18 protein-coding genes are annotated in these 25,400 nt (G+C 72.1%); 17 read left to right on the plus strand and 1 reads right to left on the minus strand.

The features are described 5' to 3' along the window. The first annotated feature begins 1 nt into the window (after position 1). The 8 genes from E1287_RS16225 (at position 2) to E1287_RS16255 (ending at position 9,457) form a co-directional block, all read left to right on the plus strand. Positions 2-508 (plus strand): 2Fe-2S iron-sulfur cluster-binding protein, encoded by a 507-nt coding sequence (locus E1287_RS16225; RefSeq protein ID WP_131965781.1) that lies wholly within the window; start codon positions 2-4, stop codon positions 506-508. A gap of 73 nt (positions 509-581) precedes the next feature. Then, positions 582-1,568 carry a xanthine dehydrogenase family protein subunit M gene (locus E1287_RS16230; protein ID WP_131965782.1) on the plus strand — a complete coding sequence of 329 codons (987 nt, stop codon included), beginning with the start codon at positions 582-584 and terminating at the stop codon, positions 1,566-1,568. Beyond that, complete coding sequence (locus tag E1287_RS16235; protein WP_131965783.1) at positions 1,565-3,667, plus strand: xanthine dehydrogenase family protein molybdopterin-binding subunit; 2,103 nt, start codon at positions 1,565-1,567, stop codon at positions 3,665-3,667. Before E1287_RS16230 ends, E1287_RS16235 begins: the two co-directional genes overlap by 4 nt. 144 nt (positions 3,668-3,811) lie before the next feature. Further along, positions 3,812-5,131, plus strand: a complete 1,320-nt coding sequence (locus E1287_RS16240) for a Rieske 2Fe-2S domain-containing protein (protein ID WP_131965784.1) — start codon at positions 3,812-3,814, stop codon at positions 5,129-5,131. Positions 5,132-5,162: 31 nt separating this feature from the next. Next, on the plus strand, positions 5,163-5,411 hold the full coding sequence (locus E1287_RS43740) for a type II toxin-antitoxin system HicB family antitoxin (RefSeq protein WP_165969028.1): 249 nt from the start codon (positions 5,163-5,165) through the stop codon (positions 5,409-5,411). Then, positions 5,408-7,165, plus strand: coding sequence for an iron ABC transporter permease (locus E1287_RS16245; protein ID WP_165969029.1), 1,758 nt, complete (start codon positions 5,408-5,410; stop codon positions 7,163-7,165). Before E1287_RS43740 ends, E1287_RS16245 begins: the two co-directional genes overlap by 4 nt. A 34-nt stretch (positions 7,166-7,199) precedes the next feature. Then, on the plus strand, positions 7,200-8,363 hold the full coding sequence (locus tag E1287_RS16250) for an ABC transporter ATP-binding protein (protein ID WP_131965786.1): 1,164 nt from the start codon (positions 7,200-7,202) through the stop codon (positions 8,361-8,363). Continuing rightward, positions 8,360-9,457, plus strand: a complete 1,098-nt coding sequence (locus E1287_RS16255; RefSeq protein ID WP_131965787.1) for an extracellular solute-binding protein — start codon at positions 8,360-8,362, stop codon at positions 9,455-9,457. The genes E1287_RS16250 and E1287_RS16255 overlap by 4 nt, the downstream gene beginning before the upstream one ends. Positions 9,458-9,529: 72 nt before the next feature. Here the strand turns inward: E1287_RS16255 and E1287_RS16260 are convergent, their stop codons facing one another. Next, a complete protein-coding gene (locus E1287_RS16260) occupies positions 9,530-10,207 on the minus strand; it encodes a GntR family transcriptional regulator (RefSeq protein ID WP_131965788.1) in 678 nt (225 codons plus the stop codon). A gap of 202 nt (positions 10,208-10,409) precedes the next feature. Between E1287_RS16260 and E1287_RS16265 the strand changes: the two genes are divergently transcribed. The 9 genes from E1287_RS16265 to E1287_RS16305 all read left to right on the plus strand — a co-directional run bounded on the left by E1287_RS16265 (position 10,410) and on the right by E1287_RS16305 (position 24,870). Continuing rightward, positions 10,410-12,518 (plus strand): acetate--CoA ligase family protein, encoded by a 2,109-nt coding sequence (locus E1287_RS16265; protein ID WP_165969030.1) that lies wholly within the window; start codon positions 10,410-10,412, stop codon positions 12,516-12,518. Continuing rightward, positions 12,503-13,645: an acyl-CoA dehydrogenase gene (locus E1287_RS16270; RefSeq protein WP_131965790.1), complete on the plus strand. Its 1,143-nt coding sequence runs from the start codon at positions 12,503-12,505 to the stop codon at positions 13,643-13,645. Before E1287_RS16265 ends, E1287_RS16270 begins: the two co-directional genes overlap by 16 nt. After that, positions 13,642-15,015: an MmgE/PrpD family protein gene (locus E1287_RS16275; RefSeq protein ID WP_131965791.1), complete on the plus strand. Its 1,374-nt coding sequence runs from the start codon at positions 13,642-13,644 to the stop codon at positions 15,013-15,015. Before E1287_RS16270 ends, E1287_RS16275 begins: the two co-directional genes overlap by 4 nt. Beyond that, positions 15,012-17,093, plus strand: coding sequence for a hydantoinase/oxoprolinase family protein (locus tag E1287_RS16280; protein WP_131965792.1), 2,082 nt, complete (start codon positions 15,012-15,014; stop codon positions 17,091-17,093). The genes E1287_RS16275 and E1287_RS16280 overlap by 4 nt, the downstream gene beginning before the upstream one ends. 2 nt (positions 17,094-17,095) lie before the next feature. After that, a complete protein-coding gene (locus E1287_RS16285) occupies positions 17,096-18,721 on the plus strand; it encodes a hydantoinase B/oxoprolinase family protein (RefSeq protein ID WP_165969031.1) in 1,626 nt (541 codons plus the stop codon). A 2-nt stretch (positions 18,722-18,723) separates the two neighbouring features. Continuing rightward, positions 18,724-20,160 carry an MmgE/PrpD family protein gene (locus tag E1287_RS16290; protein WP_131965794.1) on the plus strand — a complete coding sequence of 479 codons (1,437 nt, stop codon included), beginning with the start codon at positions 18,724-18,726 and terminating at the stop codon, positions 20,158-20,160. Positions 20,161-20,231: 71 nt separating this feature from the next. Beyond that, positions 20,232-21,989 carry a thiamine pyrophosphate-binding protein gene (locus E1287_RS16295; RefSeq protein WP_243719074.1) on the plus strand — a complete coding sequence of 586 codons (1,758 nt, stop codon included), beginning with the start codon at positions 20,232-20,234 and terminating at the stop codon, positions 21,987-21,989. Next, on the plus strand, positions 21,989-23,410 hold the full coding sequence (locus E1287_RS16300; protein ID WP_131965796.1) for an MmgE/PrpD family protein: 1,422 nt from the start codon (positions 21,989-21,991) through the stop codon (positions 23,408-23,410). The genes E1287_RS16295 and E1287_RS16300 overlap by 1 nt, the downstream gene beginning before the upstream one ends. Next, entirely contained in the window at positions 23,407-24,870 is a 1,464-nt protein-coding gene (locus E1287_RS16305; protein WP_131965797.1) for an aldehyde dehydrogenase family protein, read from the plus strand. Before E1287_RS16300 ends, E1287_RS16305 begins: the two co-directional genes overlap by 4 nt. Positions 24,871-25,400: the final 530 nt, after the last annotated feature.

Here is a 25,400-nt window from a genome sequence, read left to right on the forward strand (position 1 = left end):
TATGTCCACTGGGACGATCATGCTGACGGTCGACGGCGAGCGCCGGACGCTGACCGTCGACACGCGGACCACGCTGCTGGACGCGCTGCGCGACCACCTCGGCGTGACGTCCCCGAAGAAGGGCTGCGACCACGGCCAGTGCGGCGCGTGCACCGTCCTGCTGGACGGACGGCGCGTCCTCGCGTGCCTGGCCCTGGCGGTGGCGCACGACGGAGCGGAGATCACCACCGCGACCGGGCTGTCCTCGGGCGGCGAGTTGCATCCGCTGGCGCGGTCGTTCATCGACCATGACGGCTTTCAGTGCGGCTACTGCACTCCAGGCCAGATCTGCTCGGCCGCGGGCATGCTCGACGAAGTGCGGGCGGGCGGGCCGAGCCACGTCACCGACGACCTGGAGGGCCCGATCGTCCTGGACGACGAGGAGATCCGCGAGCGGATGAGCGGCAACCTGTGCCGCTGCGGCGCCTACCCCAACATCCTCGCCGCGATCCGTGAAGTGGCCCGATGACCGGAGCGGAGCGAGGATCATCGGGCCACCGTCTCGGGGGTCTGGGGGTCGCCCCCCGGAAAGGCAGAGCCGGGTGAACCCGTTCGGCTACGAGCGTCCCGCCGACGCGGGCGCGGCCGTCGCGATGGTGGCGTCCCGCGCGGACGCCGCCTTCCTCGGCGGCGGGACGAACCTGGTCGATCTCATGAAGCTGGGCGTCGCGGGCCCCGCCCTCCTGGTCGACGTCACCGCGCTGCCCCTCGACCGGATCGAGCCGCTCCCCGGCGGCGGTCTGCGCATCGGCGCCACCGTCCGCAACGCCGATGCCGCCGCCGACCCGGTGGTCCGGCGGCGCTACCCGATGCTCGCGCGGGCGCTGCTGGCGGGCGCGTCCGGGCAGGTGCGCAACATGGCGACCATCGGCGGCAACCTGCTGCAACGCACCCGCTGCGTCTACTTCCAGGACGTGACCCTCGCGTGCAACAAGCGCGAACCCGGCTCTGGTTGCGCGGCGTTGCACGGTTACACCCGCCATCACGCGATCCTCGGGGCGTCCGAACGGTGCGTGGCGGTGCACCCGTCCGACATGGCGGTGGCGTTGGCCGCGCTCGACGCCGTCGTCCGGGTGCAGGGCCGGAGTGGTGAGCGGGCGATACCAGTCGCCGACCTCTATACCGGAGACGAGCCCGAGCGCGACACCGTCCTGGCGCACGGCGAGCTGATCACCGCGATCGACCTGCCGGAGCCCGCCGCCGCCCGGTCCTCCTACCGCAAGGTCCGCGACCGCGCGTCGTACGCGTTCGCGCTGGTCTCGGTGGCCGCCGCGCTCGACCTCGCCGACGACGGCTCGGTGCGCGACGTGCGCATCGCGTTCGGCGGCCTCGCGCACCGGCCGTGGCGGGCGACGCGGGCCGAGGAGGCGCTGCGCGGCGCCCCCGCCACCGACGAGTCCTTCCGGACGGCCGCCGACGCCGAGCTGTCCGCCGCCCGCCCGCTGCGCGGCAACGCGTTCAAGGTGCCGATGGCCCGCAACACCCTGACGGCGGTGCTGCGCGACCTGGCCCGGCCGGACGCCCGATGACCAGCGCGCCTCCGGGAAGCCGGACGATCGGCGCGCCGGTGCCGCGCCTGGAGGGACGGGCGAAGGTCACCGGCACGGCCCCGTACGCCTACGACCAGCCGGTCGAGGCCCCGCTGTACCTCGCCGCCGTGACCGCGACGATCGCGCGCGGCCGCATCACCGCGATCGACACCGCCGCGGCAGAACGCCTGGACGGGGTCGTCGCCGTCCTCACGCACGAGAACGCGCCCCGGCTCGCGTCCGACGAGAACCTTGAACTGTGGGTGCTGCAGTCCGACGAGGTGGCCTTTCGCGGCCAGCTCATCGGCGCGGCCGTCGCGTCTCGCCCGGAGATCGCCGTCCAGGCCGCCGGGCTCGTGCGGGTGGAGTACGACGTCCGGCCGCACGACGTCGAGCCGGGCCCCGGCCGCGACGACCTCTACGCGCCCGGCACGCTGACCACCGGGCTGGAGACCGACACCGTCGCGGGCGACGTCGACGCGGCGATGGCGGCAGCGGCGGTCGCGCTCGACCTGACCTACACCACCCCGATCCAGTACCACGTCCCGATGGAGCCGCAGACCGCCGTCGCCCGCTGGGACCGGGACGGCGACGGCGACCGCCTCACCCTGTACGACTCCACCCAGGGCGTCATCCGGATGCGGCAGGTCATGGCGGCCGTCCTCGGCCTTCCGCCGGGCCGTGTCGAGGTCGTCTCCCCGCACGTCGGAGGCGGTTTCGGCAGCAAGCTGCGGCCGAAGGCGCATCACGTCCTCGTCGCGATCGCCGCCCGGACGGTCGAGGGCCGCCCGGTGAAGTTCGCGCCGACCCGTCGGCAGACGTTCGCGGGGTCCGGGTATCGGCCGTCGACCGTCCAGCGGGTAAGGCTCGGCGCGGACGCGGACGGACGGCTCACCGCCATCGCCCACGACGCGGTCGGCGGGACCTCGAAGCTCGTGGAGTTCGCGGAGCAGACCGCGCTCGCGACCCGCACCATGTACGCCGCGCCGAACCGGCGCACCACGCACCGGCTGGCCGCGCTGGACGTCTCCGTCCCGACGGTGATGCGGGCGCCCGGCGAGGCGCCGGGCATGTTCGCGCTGGAGTCGGCGATGGACGAGCTGGCCGGCGCCTGCGGCCTCGACCCCATCGAGCTGCGCGTCCGCAACGAGCCCGGCCGCGACCCCGAGACCGGGCTGCCGTACTCCACTCGCAACCTGGTCGCCTGCCTGCGGGAAGGCGCCCGCCGCTTCGGCTGGACGGGCCGCGACCCGTCCCCCGGCACCCGCCTGCACGACGGCTGGCTGGTCGGCACCGGCGTGGCCGCCGCCACCTACCCCGCCTATCCGATCATCGGCCCGTCGAGCGCCATGATCCGGGCGACAGCCGCGGGCCGCTACCGGGTGGAGATCGCCGCGGCCGACATCGGCACCGGCTCCCGGACGGCCCTGACGCAGATCGCCGCCGACGCCCTGGACGTCCCTCTGGACGCCGTCGACCTGCGGCTCGGCGAGAGCACGCTGCCCGCCGCCGCCCCCGCCGCCGGGTCGATGGGCCTGGGCGGCTGGGGCTCCGCCGTCATCGCGGCCGCCCGCGCCTTCCGCGACAAGTACGGCGTGGCCCCGGCGGAGGGCGCGGAGGCCGGGGCGACGGGCGAAAGCGTCCCGGGCGCCGGGAAGGTCGCGCTGCACGCGTTCGGGGCCCAGTTCGCCGAGGTCAGAGTGCACGCGGACACGGGGGAGATCCGCGTGCCCCGGCTGCTCGGCGTGTTCGCCATCGGGCGGGTCGTCAACCCGCGCACCGCCCGCTCTCAGCTCGTCGGCGGGATGGTGATGGGCCTGTCGGCGGCGCTGCACGAGCACGCCGTCATGGACCCGGGCCCGGGCCAGGTCGTCACCCGCGACCTGGCCGATTACCACATCGCCGCGCACGCGGACGTCCATGACGTCGACGCGGTCTGGATCGACGAGACCGACCCGCACTACAACGAGCTCGGCGCGAAGGGCGCCGGCGAGATCGGCATCGTCGGCGTCCCGGCGGCCATCGCCAACGCGGCGTTCCACGCCACCGGCGTCCGCGTCCGCGACCTTCCCCTCACGCCCGACGCGTTCCTGCGCTGACGTGCGGGACCGCCGTGGCGGACGTGCCCGAAGAGCCTTGTTCCGCAAACTCTATATACTGTAGCCTATGGTGCATTGAGCTTGCCGGGAGGGGGCCCGGAGTTCACGGGGGAGCACGGACCGCGAACTGGGAGGGAGCCGGCAGTGCTGAGCCAGGAGAACAACGACCTGATCACCCGCGTGGGCCCGGGAACGCCGATGGGCACGCTGATGCGCGAGTACTGGGTGCCGGCGTTGCTGTCACGTGAACTGCCCGAACCGGACGGCGATCCCGTCCGCGTCCTGCTGTTGGGCGAGAAGCTCATCGCCTTCCGCGACACGTCCGGACGGATCGGGCTGCTGCCCGACAACTGCCCGCACCGCGGCGCCTCGCTGTTCTTCGGACGGAACGAGGGAAACGGCCTCCGCTGCGTCTACCACGGCTGGAAATTCGACGTCACCGGCGCCTGCGTGGACATGCCGAGCGAGCCGCCCGAAAGCGACTTCAAGCGGAAGATCAAGCCTCGCGGATACCCGTGCACCGAGCGCGGCGGAATCGTGTGGGCGTACCTGGGCCCGCGCGAGGAGCCCCCGCCGCTGCCCGACTTCGAGCAGCTCGACGACGACGTGGAGAACCGGGAGTCGTTCGCCAGCTACCGCGACTGCAACTGGCTCCAGGTGCTGGAAGGCGACCTGGACACCTCGCACGTCGGCTTCCTGCACACCGGCCACGGCTCGCCCGACGAGGTCGGCGAAGGAACGTTCCTGCAATTCGCGTTGCAGGACCAGGCGCCCCGCTACAAAGTGCTCGACACCGACTTCGGCACGACGTACGGCGCGTACCGTCCGGCCGGAAACGACGACGACTACTACTGGCGCATCGGCCATTTCCTTTTCCCCTTCTACACGATGACCCCGACCGGGGTACTCGGCCTGCGCGTCGGCGTCCGGGCGTGGGTCCCGATGGACGACCACCACACGCTGCAGTTCAGCGTCGGCCTCAAGCGCACTTACCTCGCGCCGCGCGGCCAGCGCGTCGGGATCACCGGGAAGCTGCCGCCGCAGAAGCCCAACACCACCGGCTGGCTCGGCCGGTTCCGCCTGGAGCAGGACGCCGACAACGACTACCTGATCGACCGCGACGCCCAGCGGCGCGGCGACAGCTACACCGGGATCGAGTACATCTCCACCCAGGACGTCGCCGTGACGGAGAGCATGGGCCCGATCTACGACCGGACCCAGGAGCGGCTCGGCAGCTCCGACATGATGATCATCCGGGTCCGGCGGCGGCTGATCGCGGCCGCGAAGGCCCTCGCCGAGCAGGGCGTCACCCCGCCCGGCGTGGACGACCCCGAGGTCTACCAGCAGCGCTCCGGCGGCATCGTCCTGCCGAAGGACGCCGACTGGGTCGAGCGCACCCGGAACCTGCGCCGCGCCAGGGTCGAGCACCCCGAGCTCGACCCGTCCGTCGCGGGCGGCATCTGACCGGCGCCCGGCGAGAGAAGGCGGTCCCGTGATGAACGTGGACGATTACCTGGCCATCCCCTACATCCTGGACGTCGTCGCCGTGCGGGGACGCGACGGCGAATGGGTCTGCCGCCTGGAGTACGAGGAGCTTCCCGGCTGCGTGGCCGAGGCCAGGTCGCCGTTCGACGCCCTGGACAGGCTCGAAGAGCTCCGCGAGGAGTACATCCGGAAGCTGGTGCGGGAGGGCCGTCCCGTCCCGACCCCTCGGGCGGCCCTCCGGCCGGGGGGCGGCCCGTGACCGCCCGGACCCTGCCGGGCGGCGCGGCCCGCGCCGGGCGGATCGTCCGGCTGCGGCGCCGGTTCCTGCCCGCGGACACGCTGGTCGTGCTGCTCCTGGTCCTGGTGGTCGGGTTCCTGTTCATCTACCCGTTCCTGATGCTCGTCTTCGGGGCGTTCCGCACCGCCGCGCCGGGCCTGCCGGGCGACTTCTCGGCGGACGGCGTCACCGGCGCCTACAAGGACTCGAAGGTCTGGGGGACGCTGAAGAACTCGGCGCTGTACTCCGGCGCCGTCCAGGTCCTGTGCCTGACGATGGGCGCGTTCTTCGCCTGGGTGGTGACCCGCACGACGACGCCGCTGCGGCGGCTCGTCACGCCCATCATGGTGCTGGTCTTCGCCACCCCGACGATCTTCTTCACGATCGGCTGGGGGATGCTGGGACGCGACCCCGCCGGGCTGATCAACACCGGCTACCGGCAGCTCCCGCTGCTCCCCGGCGACTCCGTCGTCAACGTCGAGTCGTGGTACGGGATCATCGGCGTCACCTCGCTGAAGCTGACCGCGATCGTCTACTTCCTCTTCCTCGGCTCGTTCATGGGCCTCAACCGGAGCCTGGAGGAGGCGTCCCGGATAGCGGGCGCGGGACGGCTGCAGACCGTCCTGCGCGTGGAGCTGCCCGTGCTGGCCCCGGCGATCACCGGGATCGCGATCCTCGGCTTCACCGCCGGGCTGAGCCTGCTCGACATCCCGCTCCTGCTCGGCCTCCCGGCGGACATCCACGTGTTCCCGACCGAGATCCTGTCGCACGTCACGGCGGTGACGCCGTCCGACTACGCGGGCGCGAGCGCGCTGTCGATGCTGCTGGTGGCGATCGTCATCGGGCTCGTCCTCGTCCAGCGGAGGCTGCTCGGGCAGCGGTCGTTCGTCACCGTGACCGGCAAGTCGGACGACCGCGCCCGCTGGGACATCGGACGGTGGAAGTACGCGTGCACGGCGGTGATCGTCCTGTACGCCCTGCTCGCGGTGCTACTGCCGGTCGGCCAGCTCGTCCTCGGGTCGCTGCAGCCGTTCTTCGGCGTCTACAGCAACCTGACGACGGCGAACTACACGGCCGTGCTGGACGACCCGGAGACCATGTCCGCGCTGGTCACGACGCTGATCGTCAGCGGTGTCGCCGGGCTCATCGGGACGGCGATCGCGGTGGTGGTCACCTACGTCGGCAAGAACAGCAGGTCGCGGTTCCGGAGCGTCCCGGTGATGGGCGTCTGGATCCTGATGGCGCTGCCCGGCATCACCGTCGGCCTCGCCATCCTCTGGGCGTACCTGGCCGTGCCGGGCCTCCGCGAGCTGTACTCCACGATCTGGATCCTCGTGATCGCGCTCGCCGTCCACTCGGTGCCGATCACCAGCCGCGCGACGGAGGGCTCGATCGCGCAGATCGGCACCGAGCTGGAGGAGGCCGCCCGGATCTGCGGGACGTCCGCCGCCCGGACGCTCGTCGTCATCACCGGACGGCTGATCCTGCCGAGCTTCCTCGTCGGCTGGTTCGTCGCGGCGGTGCTGTCGGCCGGGAACCTGGACGTCCCGATCCTGCTCGCCTCGCCCGACAACCAGACCCTGCCGGTCAAGGCGTACTCGCTGTACCAGAGCGGCGACGCGGGGCAGGCCGGAGCCGCCTTCTGCGTGATGATGGCGAGCTTCATCGTCGTCCTCGCCGTCGGCTGGACCGCGAGCCTGCTCCTCCGCCGCCTCGGACGGGGGCCCGCGTCATGAAAGACCACGATCACGCGACGACAGGGGAGGCGACATGGCCGGCATAGAGATCGACGGGCTCGGCAAGCGCTACGGCGCGCTCGCGGCCGTGGACGACGTCAGCCTCTCGGTGCGGGAGGGCGAGTTCCTCACCCTGCTCGGCCCCAGCGGCTGCGGGAAGACGACCACGCTGCGATGCCTCGCCGGGCTGGAGAAACCGGACGCGGGCGAGATCACGATCGGCGGGGACGCGGTGACGTCCGTCCCGGAGCAGATCTTCGTGCCGCCGGAGAAGCGCGACATGGGCATGGTGTTCCAGAGCTACGCGCTGTGGCCGCAGATGGACGTCTTCCAGAACGTCGCCTACCCGCTGCGGCGGCGCCGGGTCAGGCGTCCGGAGGTGCAGCGGCGGGTCGGCCAGACGCTGGAGCTGGTGGGGCTGGCCGCGCTGGCGGACCGTCCGGTCACCCGGCTGTCCGGCGGGCAGCAGCAGCGCGTCGCGCTGGCCCGCGCGCTGGTCAGCCGTCCGAGGGTGGTGCTGTACGACGAGCCGCTGTCCAACCTGGACGCCAAGCTCCGCGCCACGATGCGGGTCGGGATCCGCGACTTCCAGCGCGAGCTGGGCACGACGGCCGTGTACGTGACGCACGACCAGGTCGAGGCGATGTCGCTGTCGGACCGGATCGTCCTGATGAAGGACGGCCGCGTCCAGCAGGTGGGGACCCCGCGCGACATCTACGAGCGTCCGCGCAACTGGTTCGTCGCCGATTTCGTCGGCTACGAGAACTTCTTCGACGCCGACATCGTCGAGCGCGCGGGGGACAGGGCGATCGCCCGCCTCGACGGCGGCGAGGTCGCGCTCCAGTGCTTCGGCGGACCGGCCGGCCGCGGCCGGGTCCGGCTCTGCGTGCGCAGCACCGCGCTGAGCGTCCTGCCCGCAGAAGAGCGGCCCGGGGACCGGACGAACACGATCAGCGGGCGGGTCAGGGACTCGATGTACCTCGGCGGGCAGATCGAGCACCTCGTCGAGGTCGCGGGCACGGTGCTGCGGGTCCGCGGCGCCGATCCCGATCCGGCCGGACGGACGGTGAGCCCGGGGGACGCGGTGGAGCTGCGGATCCCGGCGGAGAGCATCGTCGTGCTGGACGCCGACGACGAGGCGCCCGAGCCGACCACCAGGGGGAAACAGGACAATCTCGACAGGGTAGGTTCTCCATGAGAAGCAAACGGCTGCTCAGCGGGCTGATCGCGGCGGCGCTGCTCGCCGCCTCCTCCTCCGCATGCGGCGGAGGCGACGACGCCGCCGAGCTGACCCCCGAGGGGCTCGGCGGGACGGCGAACCAGCAGCAGCTGGACGCCCTCTACGAGGCGGCGAAGAAGGCCGGTCACAAGAAGCTCGTCATCTACAGCGAGACCCTCGGCGGCGGCAGCGCGCGGCCCGTCCTCGACCTGTTCGAGAAGCGCTACCCGGAGATCGAGGTGCAGGCCCAGGCGGGCTTCGGCGCGCAGCTCGCGAGCAGGCTCGACCACGAGTTCGCGGCGAACCGGCACGTCGGCGACCTGCTGGAGGTCGCCGTCACCGACCTGGAGCGGCACTCCAGCCAGGGCAGGCTCCAGCCGTACGAGCCGCCGACGGCGAAGAGCGTCCCGGAGGAGTTCACCTGCGAGAAGGGGCAGGCGCTCGGCAGCGAGCTGTCGGTGCTCGGCATCGGCTACAACACCCAGAAGGTGAAGAAGGACGAGGCCCCGAAGAGCTGGAACGAGCTCCTCGACCCGAAGTGGAAGGGGAAGATCGCGCTCAACTCGCCGCTGCAGCCCGGGCACGGGGCGCAGATCGTCCAGTACATGCTGGCCAACGGCTTCACGATGGACTTCGTGAACAAGCTCGCGGCGCAGGAGCCGACGCTGGTGCCCGGCACCCGGGCGCTGGTGGACCGGCTGGCGCAGGGTCAGGCGTCGATCGCCGTCCCGTCCGCGACGGACCAGTTCCTGGCGGCGGAGGCGAAGGGCGCGCCGATCGGGATGGTGCTGCCTACGGGCGGCGGCAACCTCAAGCACCTGAACTGCATGGGGATCATCAAGGGCGCGCCGCACGCGGAGGCGGCGAAGCTGTTCTATTCCTGGTGGTACACGCCCGAGGTGCAGAAGGCGATCGCCAAGCACATGTTCAAGGCGTCGGTGATGCCGGGCGCCGCGCCGCCCAAGGGAATGCCGGCGATGAGCGAGTTCACGTTCTGGCCGGAGATCCCGCCCGCGGAGTACACGAAGGCGCAGAGCGGCCTGATCAAGCAGCTCAACCCGATATTCAGATAGCGGGTCCGGGTCGCCGGTCCGGGGCGGGGTTTCGGGCCGGCGACTCGGGGTCAGGCGGGGGAGCGGCCGGGGTCACTCCGGCGAGGGGGCGTTCTGCCGCAGCCGGGCGGCGTGCAGGATGTGCTCGGCCATGAAGCGGCGCGCGTCGTAGGGGTCGCCGCGGTCGAGCGCGTCGATGATCCGGTCGTGGTCGTCGGACAGCGACTGCGCGTTCTTCGCGTCCTTCCAGATGGTCATCCGGGGCGGGATGAACGCCCACAGGGAGGCGGCCTGAAGTGCCACCAGCGACGACCCCGCCTCGTAGATGGCGAAGTGCAGCGTGCGGTTCAGGACGGAAAGCCGCGATTCGTCGCCGGCCTCGATGGCGTCCAGCAATTCCTTGTGGGCGTCGCGAATGCGGTTCATCGCCGTGTCGTCCATCCGCTCGACGGCGAGCGCGGTGGCGAGGCCCTCGACCTCCGAGCGCAGGAGGTAGAGGTCCTCCACCTCCTGCGGCGACATGTCCTTGACGGTGGCGCCGCGGTGCGACTCGTACTCCAGCGCCCCCTCCGCCTCCAGCAGGCGGAACGCCTCGCGCACGGGCGTCGGGCTGACGCCGTATCGTTTGGCCACGTCGGTCTGGCGGAGGCTCGTGCCGGGCTTGATGACCCCGTCGGCGATCTCCCGGCGCAGGCGCTCCAGGACGTACGCGGTCTTGCTCAGCGGGGGGCCGCTTTCCGCGGACGCCGCCGGTTCGGGCGCTCTTGACATCGTGTTTCCTCCGAGGGTCAACGCAGCTATCTAGATAATAGTCTATTGAGTGTCCAGACGAGCCCATTCCCTGGACGTCCCGGAACGCTCTTCCGTTTCCTTCGTGATGAACCCTGCCCAGCTCGGCTCGTTGACGCATGGCCGCGCCGATCACATAGAATATAGTCTAGAGACGACATCGCGCACAGAACGAGGTCCTCGCATGCTCGACTTCTCCGAGCCGGAGCTCTTCACGCTGCTGGCTCAGGCCGGGATTCCCGTGGCGGTGTCGCGACTGGCCGCCGACGCCGACGAGGCCGCCCGCGCCGCCGCCGGGCTCGGCACTCCAGAAGGCGCCCAGCCCGGCGCCCGGCTCGTGCTGAAGGCGGGCGGCCTGGAGCACAAGACCGACGACGGCGGCGTCGTCCTCGGGCTGAACGGCCCCGGCGAGGTGCGGACGGCCGCCGCCGGCCTGCTCTCCCGGCTGGGCGCGCGGGCCCTGCCGCTGATCGTCCAGCGACAGCACGAGGGCCACGAGATGCTGGCGGGCCTGCGCCGCGAGCCCGGCGTCGGCGCCGTGGTCGTCGTCGGGACGGGCGGCATCCACACCGAGGTCGTCGCCGACGCGGTGGACGCGCTCGTCCCCCTCGACCGCGCCGCCGCGGAGGACCTCGTCCGCAGGCACCCCCTCCACCGCCTCCTCGCGGGGCACCGAGGCTCTCCGGCGCTGGACGTCCCCGCGCTGGTCGACCTCCTCGTCGCACTGTCCGAGCTGGCCGAGCGTCGTCCCGACATCGGCGAGCTGGACCTCAACCCGGTGCTGATGGGTCGCCTCGGCGAGGGCGTGATCGCCGTCGACGCCCGCATGGCCACGATCGACGCGCCGCCCGTCCGGCGCCCGGCCGCCCGCGCCGGGCCCGCCGGACCGGCGCGGCTCGACCCGCTGCTGCGACCCCGCCACATCGCGGTCGTCGGCGTCTCCGACGACCCCGCGAAGACCGGCGCGCGGATCTACCGCTACCTGACCGAGAAGGGCTTCACCGGACGGGTCGACGCCGTCCACCCCTCCGGCGGCGAGATCGGCGGCCGCCCGCGCCACCGGAGCCTCGCCGCGGTCCCCGGCGTCCCCGACCTGGTCTGCATCGCCGTCCCGGCCAAGGCCGTCCCGGACGTCGCCCGCGAGGCCGCCGCGCTGGGAGCCGGCGCCGCGATCGTGCACAGCTCGGGGTTCGCCGAGACGGGCCCGGACGGCGAGCGGCTCCAGCGCGAGGTCGCCGCGATCTTCCACGACGCGGGCATCCCGCTGGCCGGGCCGAACTCGATGGGCGTCGTCGTCCCGGAGACGGGGATGGCGGCGTCGCTGTCCGGCGCGCTGGAGGCCGACGAGCTGGCGGCGGGCGGGGTCGCGCTGATCAGCAGCTCGGGCGCGCTCGGCAGCTGCGTCGCGTCCCGGCTGATGGAGCAGGGCGTCGGGCTGTCGCGCTGGGTCCACCTCGGCAACGAGGCCGACCTGGACGTCGCCGCCTACCTGGAGTGGCTCGCGCACGACCCGAAGACCGAGGTCGTCGGGCTGCTGCTGGAGAACGTCACCGACGGCGACCGGCTCATCCGCGCCGGACGCGAGCTGGCCGCCCGCGGCAAGCCGCTGTTCGCCTTCAACATGGTCCGCAGCCAGGGCGCGCGGGCGGCGACCCGCAGCCACACCGGTGCGCTGGTCGGCTCGCACCGGCTGCGCGCGGCCGTCCTGGACGCCGCGTCCGCCACCCGGGTGCCTACCCTCCGGGTGCTGCAGGACGCGCTGATCCTCGCCTCGTCGGGCGGGCTGCCGCGCGGGAACCGGCTGCTGGCCGTCGCGGCGTCCGGCGGCGCCTGCACGATCATCGCGGACGGGGCCGAGACGGGCGGGATCGCGCTGCCCCCGTTCCCGGACGGCGTCCGCGAGCGCGTCGCGGGCGTGCTGCCCGACTTCGTCGCCCCGGTCAACCCGCTCGACATGAGCGCGCAGATCATCGGCCGTCCCGAGGTGCTCGGCGAGGTGCTGGAGCACGCCCTGGACGACTCCCGCTACGACGCCGCGCTGGTGCAGCTCACCACCAACGCCGACCCCGGCGCCGAGCTGACCGCGAAGGTGGTCGTGGCCGTCCGGCAGCGGATCTCGATCCCGCTGTACGTGGCCCGCTTCGGCGCCGAGTCGCTGGCGCCCGCCGGGATGGCGGCGTACGCGGCTGCCGGGATCCCGGTCCTGGACGCCCCCGACCGCACGATGGACGCCCTTGCCGCGGTGGTGCGCGCGGCAGGCAAGCTCAGGGAGGGCTCATGGAGTTCACACTGACGCCGGAGCAGCGCGCCCTGCGCGATTCAGCTCGGCGGCTCGCCGAGGACCGGTTCGCCGCGCAGGCGTTCCGGCGCAGCGGGTTCGCCTGGGACAGCGCCCGCGACCTCGCCGCCGCCGGGTTCACCGGGATCATGATCGACGAGAAGGACGGCGGCCAGGGCGGCACGCTGCTCGACGCCGTCCTCGTCATGGAGGCCGTCAGCAAGGTCTGCCCGCACAGCGGGGACGCGGTCCAGGCCACCAACTTCGGCGCCATCCGCCAGGTCGCCATGCTCGGCTCCGCGAAGCTGAAGGCCGAGCTGCTGCCCCGCCTGCTGTCCGGCGAGGCGCTCATCTCGGCCGGGATGAGCGAGCCTGGCGCCGGTTCGGCGCTGACCGAGATGCGCACGACCGCGCGGTACGACGGCGACGAGGTGGTGCTCGACGGCCAGAAATGCTGGACGTCGCACGGGCCGGAGGCCACCCATCTCGTGCTGTGGTGCCGGTTCGGGCCGTCCGGCCGGGACATCGGCGCGGTCGTCGTCCCGGCCGACGCGCCCGGCTTCACGCGCGGGGCGACCGAGCACTACATGTCCGGCGAGCCGCACTGCACCTCGTACCTGGACGGCTGCCGCGTGCCCCGGCACAACGTCCTCGCCGACCACGACGCGCTGCGCCGCCTGATGACCGTCTTCGGGATCGAGCGGGTCGGGAACGCCGTCCGGGCGCTGGCGCTGGCGCAGTCGGCGTTCGAGCGGGCGGTGGAGCACGCCAAGACCCGCGAGCAGTTCGGACGTCCGCTCTGCGAGTTCCAGGGACTGCAATGGAAGTTCGCCGACATGTACGTCCAGCTCGAAGCCGCTCGCCTGCTGGTCTACCGCGCGGCCGCCGGGGCGGCGGCCGGGCCCCCGGACCCGATGGAGGCGACGATGGCGAAGCTCTACGCCAACGAGGCGGCGTTCCGGGTCGCGAACGACGCGCTGCAGATGCTCGGCGCGTCCGGGTACTCGACCGAGCTGCCGCTGGAGTACATGGTCCGCAGGATCCGCGGCTGGATGATCGCCGGCGGGACGGTGGAGATGCTGCGGAACCGGCTCGCCGAGGGCATCTTCGACCGCCGCTTCAGCCAGCGCGTGCCGTCATGACGGGCGACGCCGACGGCGCCACCCGGGAGATCGCCCGCTGGACGGCCACCGTCGCGGAGGCGCCGCTGCCCGCGGACGTCGCGGACGCGGCCCGGCGACTGGTGGTCGACTACCTGGCGGCCACCGTGGTCGGCGCCACCTTCCCGGTCGCCGCGACGGTGCGCCGCCACGTCCTGGACGCCTATCCCGGCTCGCAGGCGACGATCGTGGGGGAGGGGCTCGCCTCCGCGGCCGGGGCGGCGATCGCCAACGGCACGGCCGCGCACGCCCTCGAACTGGACGACGGCTACACGCCGGGCGCGTCCCATCCCAGCTCGTCCACGCTCCCGGCGGTGCTGGCGCTGGCCGAGCAGGAGCGCTCCGAACCCGCCCGGACGCTCGCGGCCGTCGCCGTCGCCGTCGAGGTGGCATGCCGGGTGGCCGCCGCCGCGCACCCGGCGACCTGGCGGCGCGGATTCCACAACACGCCGCTGGCCGGGGTCTTCGGCGCGGCGGCGGGATGCTCGGTGCTGCTGCGCCTTTCCGCGGAGGACGTCGCGAGCGCCCTCGGCCTGGCCGGTTCGCACGCCGGGGGCCTGTCGGAATTCCTCCGGCACGGTTCGCCGGTCAAGCGGCTGCACGCCGGGATGGCCGCCCGCGACGGCCTCCTCTCCGCCCTCCTCGCGGCTGAGGGACTTGCCGGGCCGCCCACGGTCCTCGAAGGCCCGGAAGGCTATTTCGCCGCCTTCGCCCAGAACGATTGGGACCCGGACGTGCTGCTCGGCGGCCTCGGTTCGCGGTGGGCGATGCGGCGGACGTCCGTCAAGCCGTACCCGTGCTGCCGACACGTGCACGGCGCGGTGGACGCCGTGTTGAAGCTGCGCGCCGACCACGATCTCCGGCCCGAGACCGTCACGGCCGTCGAGGTGGGGACGTACTCGGTCGCCGCCCGCTACGACGGAACCGACGCCGGGACGATGCTCGGCGCGCAGATGAGCATGCCGTACACGATCGCCGCGGCCCTGTGCGACGGCGAGCTGGGCCTCGCGCAATTCTCCGCCGAACGCCGCGCCGCGCCCGACGTGACCCGCTTGATGGTGGCCGTCCACGTCAGTGCCGACAAGGACTTCGACCGGCTCTACCCCGCGCAGCGTCCGGCCGCCGTGCGGATCCGCCGGGACGGGGCGCCCGACCTGCGCCTCCGCGTCGACCAGCCCTACGGCGAACCGTCCAACCCCCTGGACGACGACGCCCTGGACGCGAAGTTCCGCACCCTGTGCACGCCCGTGCTGGGACCGGCCAGGTCCGAGGAGGTGCTGCGCGCCGCCCGGGCGTTCACCGACCTCGCCCCCCTGACCCACGGCCTCGGATCCCTCGGAGGACCTGCATGACCGACACCTCCCGCATCGGCACCGACATCGGCGGCACGTTCACCGACTTCGTCGTCCTGGACGTAGAGACAGGCCAGATCACCCTGGAGAAACGCCTCACCACCCCGGACGACCCGTCCCGCGCCGTCGTGGAAGGCATCGACGTGCTCCGCGCCGCGCACCCCGGCCTGCTGGAGCGGACGGAGATCCTCGCCCACGGCACCACCCTCGTGATCAACGCGCTGATCGAGCGCACCGGCGGCACCACCGCGCTCCTCACGACCGAGGGGTTCGAGGACGTCCTGGAGATCCGCCGCGAGGTCCGCTACGACGCCTACGACCTGGAGCTCGCGTTCCCGCGTCCGCTGGTGCCGAGGCGGCTGCGGCGCGGCGTCCGGGAGCGGCTGCACGCGAGCGGCCGGGAGCTCGTCCCGGTCGACGCCGACCAGGTCCGCGCGATCGTGGACGAGTTCGCCGCAGAGGACGTCGAGTCGGTGGCGATCTGCCTGCTGCACTCCTACGCCGACGGCGACCACGAGCGGGAGGTGGCGCGGATCGTCCGGGAGCGCCGTCCCGACCTGTGGGTCTCGCTGTCGTCCGAGGTGCTGCCAGAGGTGCGCGAGTACGAGCGGACGAGCACGACGGTCGCGAACGCCTACGTCCAGCCGCTGCTGGCGGGCTATCTGCGACGGCTCCGGGAGGCGCTGGACGAGCGCGGCTTCGCCGGGAACTTCTACGTCATGCAGTCGACCGGCGGCGTCATCCCGCTGGAGGTCGCGAGGACGTTCCCGGTCCGCGTCGTGGAGTCCGGCCCGGCCGGGGGCGTGATGGCGGCGGCGAGGATCGGCGCGCACGCCGGGATCGGCGATCTGCTCGCCTTCGACATGGGCGGCACCACCGCGAAGGTCGCCGCGGTCGTCGACGGCCAGGCGGCCGTCACCCACGACTACGAGGTCGCGCGCACCGCGCATTTCCGTCCAGGCTCCGGCATCCCGGTCTGCACGCCGGTGCTCGACCTGCTGGAGATCGGCACCGGCGGCGGCAGCATCGCGCACATCGACAGCCTCGGTCTCATCAAGGTCGGCCCGCGTTCGGCGGGGTCCGTGCCCGGTCCGGCGGCGTACGGGCGCGGCGGCGACCGGCCGACCGTGACGGACGCCGACCTCGTCCTCGGCCACCTCGACCCGGACCACTTCCTCGGCGGCGAGATGCCGCTGCGCGCCGACCTGGCCGCCGCCGCGGTCGCGGCCCTCGGCGAACCGCTCGGGCTCGACGCCGTCGCGACCGCGCACGCGATCCGGGAGGCGGCGGAGGAGTCGATGGTGGCCGCCGCCCGCGTCCACCTCGCGGAGATGGGCGTGGAGCCGTCCCGGCTGCCGGTCGTCGCCTACGGCGGGGCCGGGCCGGTGCACGCGGTCGGGCTGGCGCGGAAGCTGGGCAGCCCGCGCGTGCTGATCCCTCCGGCGGCCGGGGTGATGTCGGCGCTCGGCCTCATCCTCGCCCCCGCCACCTTCGAGACGTCGCAGACCTACAAGGTGAAGACCGACAGGCTCGACCTGAACCTGATGGACGACCTGTTCCGCCAGATGGAGAAGTCGGCGGCGCAATTCCTGCCGGACGGCGACGGCGTCACTTACACCCGCTGGGCCGACATGCGCTACGTGGGCCAGGGGTTCGAGGTCAGCGTCGGCCTGCCGGGCGGCGACGACTGGCGCGCCCTGTCGCCGGACGAGGTGACCGCGCAGTTCAAGGCCGCGTACGAGAGCCGCTATCGCCGCTCCTACGACGACGTGGCCGTGGAGACGATGAACCTGCGCCTGCGCGCCACCCTCACCGGCGACGACGACACCGTCCGCCTCCCGACTCCAACCGCCACAGGACGCGCGGCGTCGGAAGCGCTGAAAGGCCACCGCGAAGTGCACTTCCCCGAAGGGCCGACCCGTTGCCCCGTGTACGACCGGGCGCTGCTGGAGCCCGGAATGACGGTGGCCGGGCCGGCCCTCGTCCAGGAGCGGGAGACGACCACCGTCCTCGACCGCGCTGCCACCGCCGCCATCGGCGACCTCGGCATCATCAGCATCGATGTGAAAGGGGCCTGACCGTGGCCGTGCCGGATCCCGTCCGCGTGGAGACCTCGTGGCGGCGGCTGCAGAGCATCACCGACGAGGCCGCGACGGCGCTGGTGCGCGCGTCCTTCTCCAGCGTCATCCGCGACTTCCTCGACTACGCCTGCGTCGTGTTCGACAGCGAGGGGACGATGCTCGTCCATTCCTCGCGGTCGACGCCCGGCCTGCTCGGCGTGCTGCCGTTCGTGGTCCCGAACGCGATGGCCGAATACCCGATGGAGACACTGCGGCCCGGCGACGTCCTGATCCTCAACGACCCGTGGACGGGCAGCGGCCACCTGATCGACATCACCGTCCTGGCGCCGATCTTCCACCGGGACCGCCTGGCCGGGTACGTCGCGTGCTCGGCGCACCACCTCAACGTCGGCGGACGGCACGCCACGATCGAGAGCCGCGACATGTACGAGGAGGGCCTGAAGATCCCGCTCACCCTCCTCTACGAGCGGGGCGAGCCGACGATGGTGTTCGACTTCATCCGCGTCAACGTCCGCGAGCCGGACAAGGTCGTCGGCGACCTGCGCGCCCAGGTCTCGGCGAACGCGCTGATGGTGGAGCGGGTCGCCGCGTTCATGGCCGAGAACGACTTGGCGGCCCTGGAGCCGCTAAGCGGCGAGATCACCGGCCGGTCCGAAGCGAGCATGCGCGCCGCCATCGCCGCTCTGCCGGACGGCGAGGCGTCCAGCGAGATCTGCCTCGACGTCCCCGGCCTGGCCGACCCGGTGCGGGTGGCGCTGCGGTTGACCATCGCGGGGGACGAGCTCGTCCTCGACTACTCCGGCACGACAGCCCAGGTGCCGAGGGCCGTCAACGTCACCCTCAACATGACCCGGTCGTACTCCTTCTACATCCTCAAATGCCTGCTGGACCCCCTCGTCCCCAACAACGGCGGCTCGCTCCGCCCGGTCCGGATCGTCGCGCCGGAGGGCAGCGTGCTGAACCCGCACCGGCCGGCCGCGACCTGGGGCCGGACGATGATCGCGCACATGCTGCCCGAGCTGATCATGGAGGCGCTGAGCGGGATCGTCCCGGACCGGATCCTCGCGCCGTCCGGCGCCACCCCGCTCGCCTACTGCAACCTGGTGGGGGAGCGGGCGGACGGCGGCACGTTCTTCACCATCGTCACCATGCACGGCGGCATGGGCGCGCTGGCCACGCAGGACGGCCTGAGCTGCATCTCGTTCCCCGCCAACTGCGCGAACATCCCGGTGGAGATCATCGAGAGCGACGCGCCCCTGCTCATCCGGTGCAAGTCCCTCCTGCCCGGCTCCGGCGGACGCGGCAAGTACCGAGGCGGCCTGGGCCAGCGCGTGGAGATCGAGGTTCTCGACGGCGACCTCGGCCCGCGCGGCACGGTCCTGGCCGGGCTGCGCGGCGGACGGCTCGGCGTCCCCGTGCGGGGCGCGCTCGGCGGCGAGGGAAGCTTCGCGGCCCGGGTCGAGCTGAACGGGAAACGGATCGGGATCGGCAGCCAGGTCACTTTGGGCCCGGGCGACGTGCTGGCCTTCGAGCTCCCCGGAGGCGGCGGCTACGGCGACCCGGAGGAACGGGACCCGCGCCTCGTCGCGGCGGACATCGCCGACGGCCTCGTCCCCGCGGAGTGACCATGGGCTCGACCGACGCGCTGATCGCCTGGGCCCGCGACCCGGCGACGACACCCCCGCCGCAGGTCATGGACCGGATGCGGCTGGCCCTGCTCGACACCCTCGCCGCGCAGACCGCCGGACTGTCGGCGGACGGGGCACGCCAGGTCGCCGACCTGGTGACCTACTGGGGCGGACGTCCGGAGGCCACGGTCCATGCCACGGGGGCGCGCGTCCCGCTCCACCACGCCGCGCTGGCCAACGCGACCTGCGCTCGCGCGTGGGACCTCGACGACGTCCTCGAACACGCCTTCTGCCACGTCAGCGGGAGCGTCGTGCCCGCCGCGCTGGCCGTCACGGAGGCGGTGGAGGCGTCCGGCCGCCGGACGGTGAGCGGCCGCGAGTTCCTGACCGCGATCGCCATCGGCGCGGAAGCCGTGTGCCGGACGGCCCTGGCGCCGCGCGAGTCGTTCAGCGTCACCGGCGCGTCCAGGACGTACGAGTGCGGGACGTTCGGCGCAGCCCTGACGTCAGCCCGCCTGATGGGATTGTCCGAGGAACGGACCCGTCACGCGATGGGGATCGCGCTGTCGATGCTCTGCGGAAAGCAGCAGGCGTTCCTGGCCGGAGCGCACACGGTGAGCCTGGGCCAGGGGCTCTCCGCGCAGGCCGGCGTGCTGGCGGCGGTGATGGCCGAACGCGGCGTCACCGGCTCCGCACCGGACATCGACGTCCTTGAGGGCAGGTTCGGCTACTACTTCACCAACCACCGGGGCCGGTACGCCCCGGACGAGATCACCGCCGGCCTCGGCACCGAATGGCGGGTGCTGGAGTCGAGCATCAAGCCCCTGTACCCGTGCTGCAAATTCACGCACACGTCCATCTCGGCGACCCTGGACGCGATGGGGGAGCTGGACGGCCGGGCGAACGGGGCGGCCGACCGGATCGAAGCGATCGAGGTGGACGTCACCGACCGCGAGGCGTACGACCTCGCCTGCGCGCCCGACGACGCGAAACGCCGTCCGGCCACGCAGGCGGCGGCCCAGTTCAGCATGCCGTACGCGGTCGCGGTGGCCGCAGTGCACAACCGCGTCGGCCCGGAGCACTTCGTCCCGGCGGCGCTAGACGACCCGCGCGTACTGGACGTCGTCGACCGCGTAGTCATCAAGCCAGACCTGGACGGAGAGCGGGCAGCGAACCGGGGCTCACTACCCATGCCTGCACACGTCACGGTCAAGCTGCGCGACGGCAACGCGATCACGAAACGGGCGACCGTCGTGAAGGGACACCCCCAGGCGCCCATGGACTTCGCGGACGTGGCGGCAAAGTTCCGAGCCTGCGCGGCGTTCGCGCTGCCCGCCTGGGACGGGGCGGACGCGGCCGTCGAGACGATCCGCGCGGTGCCGTCGCTCCCGTCGATGAGCGCCCTCCTCGGCGTCCTTCCCCGTGCCCCTGTCTAGAACGCTCAATTGTCTATACAATATTCTCTGTTTGCTCAGTCGTCGGGAAGCGGAGGTGCGTCGCGGTGCGGATGCAACTGGCCACGGTGATCGCGAAGGCGCTGGAGTCGGCGGGCACGGAGTTCTGCTTCGGCTACAACGGCCACGGCAACTGGAAGCTCCTCGACTCGCTCGTCCACGAGACCGGGATCCGCACCATCGCCGCGCGCAGCGAGGACCACGCCGTCCACATGGCGGACTGCTACTGGCGCAGCCGCCGCGAGCCCCCGATGGCTGTGGTGACCACATCGGTCGGCCCTGGCAGCGCCAACATCACTCCCGCCGTCGCCTCCGCGTTCTTCGACTCATCGGCCCTGCTGGTGCTGGCGGGCGGCGGAGCCACGCAGTGGTACGGGCGCGGCGGCATCGAGGAGGTCTACCGCTACGGCCCCGAGGAGTGGCCGCTCACGCTCAAGCCGCTGACGAAGGCGTCGTTCAGCGTCACCCGCCCCGACAACGCGCTGGAAATGGTGCTCCGCGCCTACAAGACCGCGATCAGCGGACGTCCCGGCCCGGTCGTCGTGCAGCTCCCGTTCGACATCCAGCACACCGAGATCGAGGTGCGCGGCGTCCCCGACCTGGCCCGCTGGACGCGGATCGCCCGCCCGGGCCCCGACCCGCAGGCCCTCGACGAGGCGGCCGAGCTGATCGCGTCCGCCGAACGGCCCCTCCTGTCGGTCAGCAGCGGCATCCACAACGCGCGGGCCTGGAAGGAACTGGCCGACCTGGCGGAACGCTTCTCCATCCCGGTCGAGACGGCGACGCCCGGTAAGGGCGCAATCCCCGAAGACCATCCGCTCTCACTCGGCTGCGTCGGCCGTGCCGGAACGCTCCAGGCCAACCAGGCGGCCCGCGAATGCGACGTCCTCATAGGCGTCGGCACCCGGTTCGGCGACATCGACACCGGCGGCTGGACGCTGCACGACATCCCGGGTTCGACCAAGCTCGTCCACATCGACATCGACGACGGCGAACTCGCCCGCGTCTACCCGACCGACGTCGCCATAGTCTCCGACGCCCGAACAGCCCTGGCTGCGCTGGCCACCGCCCTGGAGCAGCACCCCCAAGCCGACCGCACAGCCTGGCTGGAGCGCCTAGGGCAACTCCGCGCCAAATGGGAGTCGGAGGTCGCACCGCTGCGCACCTCGGACGCCGCCCCGATGGGCTACGCGCGCGTGTTCTCCGACCTATCGGACGTGGTCGCCGAACAGGCCCCGGACGCCACCGTCCTGTTCGACACCGGCCACTCCCTCTCCTTCGGCCCGCCGTTCCTGCGCGCCCTGAGCCGCCACTACATCCACTCCGGCTTCTTCCACCGCATGGGCTGGACGCTCCCGGGCGCGGTGGGCGCCGCGCTGGCCCGCCCCGACCAGCCCACCATCGCCGTCCTCGGCGACGGGTCGTTCACGATGACCGGCTCGGCCCTGCTCACGGCCGTCGAACAGGCCGTCCCGATCGTCGTGGTCGTGCTCAGCAACGGCACGCTCCAGATCGAGCGCGAGCAGATGCTGAAGATCTACGGCCGCCACTCGCTGACCGACTACGTCGACATCGGCGACGGGAAGCGGCACGAGATCGACTTCGCGGACTGGGCCCGGGTGATGGGCGCCCAGGGCATCCGCGTCCGCGCGCCCGGCGAGATCAAGGACGCGCTCCGCAAGGCCCTGGGCAGCGGCGCCCCCACGGTCATCGACGTGGACATCGACCCGGAGAGCGAGGGCTACCGGGCCGTCCACTACCGGTACCCGTCCGACTTCGCCGAGCGCGGCCTAGCGCACCCACCCGTCTGATGGGCGGCCCCCGGGAACCGACTCTGTCCGAGCGGATGCTCGACTTCGCCCTCGATTTCCCGTCCGGCGACGTCCCCGACGAACTGCTCGAATGGACGTCGCTCCGCTTCACCGACACGGTCGGCGTGGCCCTGGCCAGCGCCGGCCTCGGACTCGGCGCGACGGCCGCCACGCGACTGACACTGGCGGAACCCGCGCCCGGCCCCGCCTCGATCTGGGGTTCGGGCGGACGGCGGTCCCGCGCCGCCGACGCCTGCTTCGCCAACGGCATGCTCGCGCACGGCATGGACTACGACGACACGCACACCGCCTCGATGATCCATCCGAGCGTGGTGATCGTCCCTACCGCACTCGCACTCGGCGAGGAGACAGGCGCGTCCGGCCGGGACGTCCTGGCCGCTGCCGCCATCGGCTACGAACTCGCCGCCCGCCTGGGCGCCCTGGCGCCGGGCAAGCCACTCCAGCAACGCGGCTTTCACCCGACGTCCGTCCTAGGAATCATTCCGGCCACCGCGGTCGCGGCCCGGCTCCTCAACCTCCCGATGCCGGAGGCCGTCAGCGCCGCCGGCCTCGCCGGGAGCATGGCCTCGGGCCTGATGGAGTTCTTCTCGGACGGCTCCGACGCCAAGCAGATGCATCCCGGCTGGGCCGCCAAGGGCGCGGTCACCGCCGCGAAACTCGCCCGGCACGGCGCCACCGGCCCGGCCACCGTCTTGGAAGGCCCGTCCGGTCTCCTCAAGGCGTTCGCCGCCGTGGAAGTAAAGGATGACGCCCTAACCGACCTCGGCCGGCAATGGACGGGAACCGACGTCTCCACCAAGCCCTATCCGGCCGGTCACTGCACCCACGCCAGCGTCGACGCCTGGCGCGCACTCCGCGACCGCCTGGCCCTCGATCCCGAAGACGTCCGCCGATTCACCGCACTGGTCCCCTCCGCCTACCTGCACCTGGTCTGCGAGCCCCTAGCGGACAAGCACACACCACGCACCATCTACGACGCGCGCTTCAGCCTTCCCTTCGTCCTGGCCCTCACGGTCGTGGACGGCGCACTCGGCGTGGACGGCTTCCGCGCCGGGCGCCTGTCCGACCCCGCCGTCCTGGACGTGGCCCGCCGCGTCGACTACGAGGTCGTGGAGTACGCCGAATACCCGGCCGCGTTCCCCGGTGGCGTCCGCGTCGAACTGAACGACGGCACCCGCCACGAGGAACACCTCCGCCACAACGTCGGAAGCCCCGGCAACCCGATGTCCCCAGACGACATCGCCGCCAAGTTCCGCGACTGCGCCCGGGCCGCGACCGGCGCGAAGGAGACCGACCGGCTCCTGAACGCCCTCCGCGGTCTGGCGACGGCCCCGTCCCTCGCGGAGTTCGCCGCCGCCATGGCCGACGTCGACGCCTTCGCCCCAGGGAGCCCGAGATGAGTGCCACGCAGGCCGTCGTCCCCGACCGCCACAACATGATCATCGCTGGCCAGGCCGTCCCCGCCTGGTCGGGTGAGTGGCTGACCACCTACGACCCGTCCACCGGCGAGCCGCTGGCCGAGGTCCCCCGCGGCACCGCCCCCGACGTGGACGCCGCCGTGACCTCCGCCCACCAGGCATACCGAGCACCGGAATGGTCGCGCCGCAAACCCCACGAGCGAGGCCGCGCCCTCGCCCACCTAGGCCGCCTCCTCCTGGACGACATAGACCAGCTCGCAATGCTGGAGACCCTCGACTCCGGTAAGCCGATCAGCCAGGGCAAACGGGACGTCGAACTCGCGGCCCGCTACTTCGAGTACTACGCGGGCATCTGCGACAAGATCGAAGGCAGCCACCTCCCCCTCGATGCCGACCACATGGCCGTCACCACCAAGGAGCCGTACGGCGTGGTGGGCGTCATCGTCCCGTGGAACGCCCCACTGAACCAGGCCGCCCGCGCCGCCGCCCCCGCCCTGACGGTCGGCAATGCAGTGGTGCTCAAACCGGCCGAGGAGACGCCGCTAACCGCCGTCCGCCTAGGCAAACTGGCCCTGGAGGCAGGCCTCCCACCCGGCATCCTCAACGTCGTCACCGGCCTAGGCGAAGAAGCAGGCCAGGCCCTGGTCGAGCACCCGCTCATTCGCCGCATCTCCTTCACCGGCTCAGTCGAAACAGGACGCCTAGTTGCCAAAACGGCCGCCGACCGCATCGTCCCCGTCGGCCTGGAACTGGGCGGCAAATCAGCCAACATCGTCTTTCCCGACGCCGACATGGACGCCGTCGCCGCCAGCGTCCTGCGCACCATGACCCACAACGCAGGCCAAATCTGCTCCGCCGCGACCCGCCTACTCGTCCACACCGACGCCCTAGACGACGTGCTAGACCGCGTAGCCGTCGCCCTCGCCAAGGTGACCGTCGGCCCAGGCATGCGCGACCCAATGCTGGGCCCGCTGATCTCCCAAACCCAACTAGACCGCGTCCTCGGCTACATCGACACCGGCAGCCGCGAGGGCGCCACCACCGTGACCGGCGGAGGCCGCTACACAGACAGCGACCTGGCCCGCGGCTACTTCGTCCAGCCCACGGTGTTCACGGACGTAAGCCCAAACATGCGGATAGCCAACGAAGAGATATTCGGCCCAGTCGTCTGCGTCCTCCCCTTCACCACCGAAGACGAGGCGCTCGAAATCGCCAACGGCACCGACTACGGCCTAGCCGCCGGCATCTACACCCGCGACATAGGCCGCGCACTCGCCCTGTCCCGCCGCCTGGAAGCAGGCCAGGTATTCATAAACGAGTACCAGGCCGGAGGCGTCGAAACCCCCTTCGGCGGCTACAAACAAAGCGGCTGGGGCCGCGAGAAGGGCATGGCCGCCATCGACCACTACTCCCAACTAAAAACAACAATCATCCGCCTGTAGCCACGCCTCACCCGTCCCCAACTTGCCGCTCGTACTGCTCCCAAAGCCCAAGCGACTCGATCAGCACCTCCTCAACCTGCGAGGCCGCCGCCCGATACGCCTGCGCCGACCAGCGCACATGCCTGCGTCCCAAATCCGCCCCTGCCCGGACCACACCCGAGCCCGCGCCGCCTCCATCTCCGCCATCGCCCGCCAGGCCCGCACTTCACCCGGAAACACCTCGAACGCCTTCCGCGCGTCCGGCCCCAATCCAGCGAACAGGAAAACGGTCTCCGGACACTGATCGGAAAGTAGCTCGGGGACGACCTCACGCCGACCAGCATCGGCGGGCGCCAAGTCGCGCCACTCCACCTCGCTCCCGACCGGCCGCTGCAGCAAGGCCCACACACCACGCAGCACCCGCACGGCCACCCGCCTCGCCTTCATCGGACGACCTCGAACCACACCGTGTGACGCCCGTCCCGACCCGACAAGGTCTCCCACCGGTCGGCCAGCCCGTCCACCACCATCAGCCCCGCCCGGACTCACCC

Source organism: Actinomadura sp. KC06 (assembly GCF_004348735.1).
Taxonomy (GTDB): domain Bacteria; phylum Actinomycetota; class Actinomycetes; order Streptosporangiales; family Streptosporangiaceae; genus Spirillospora.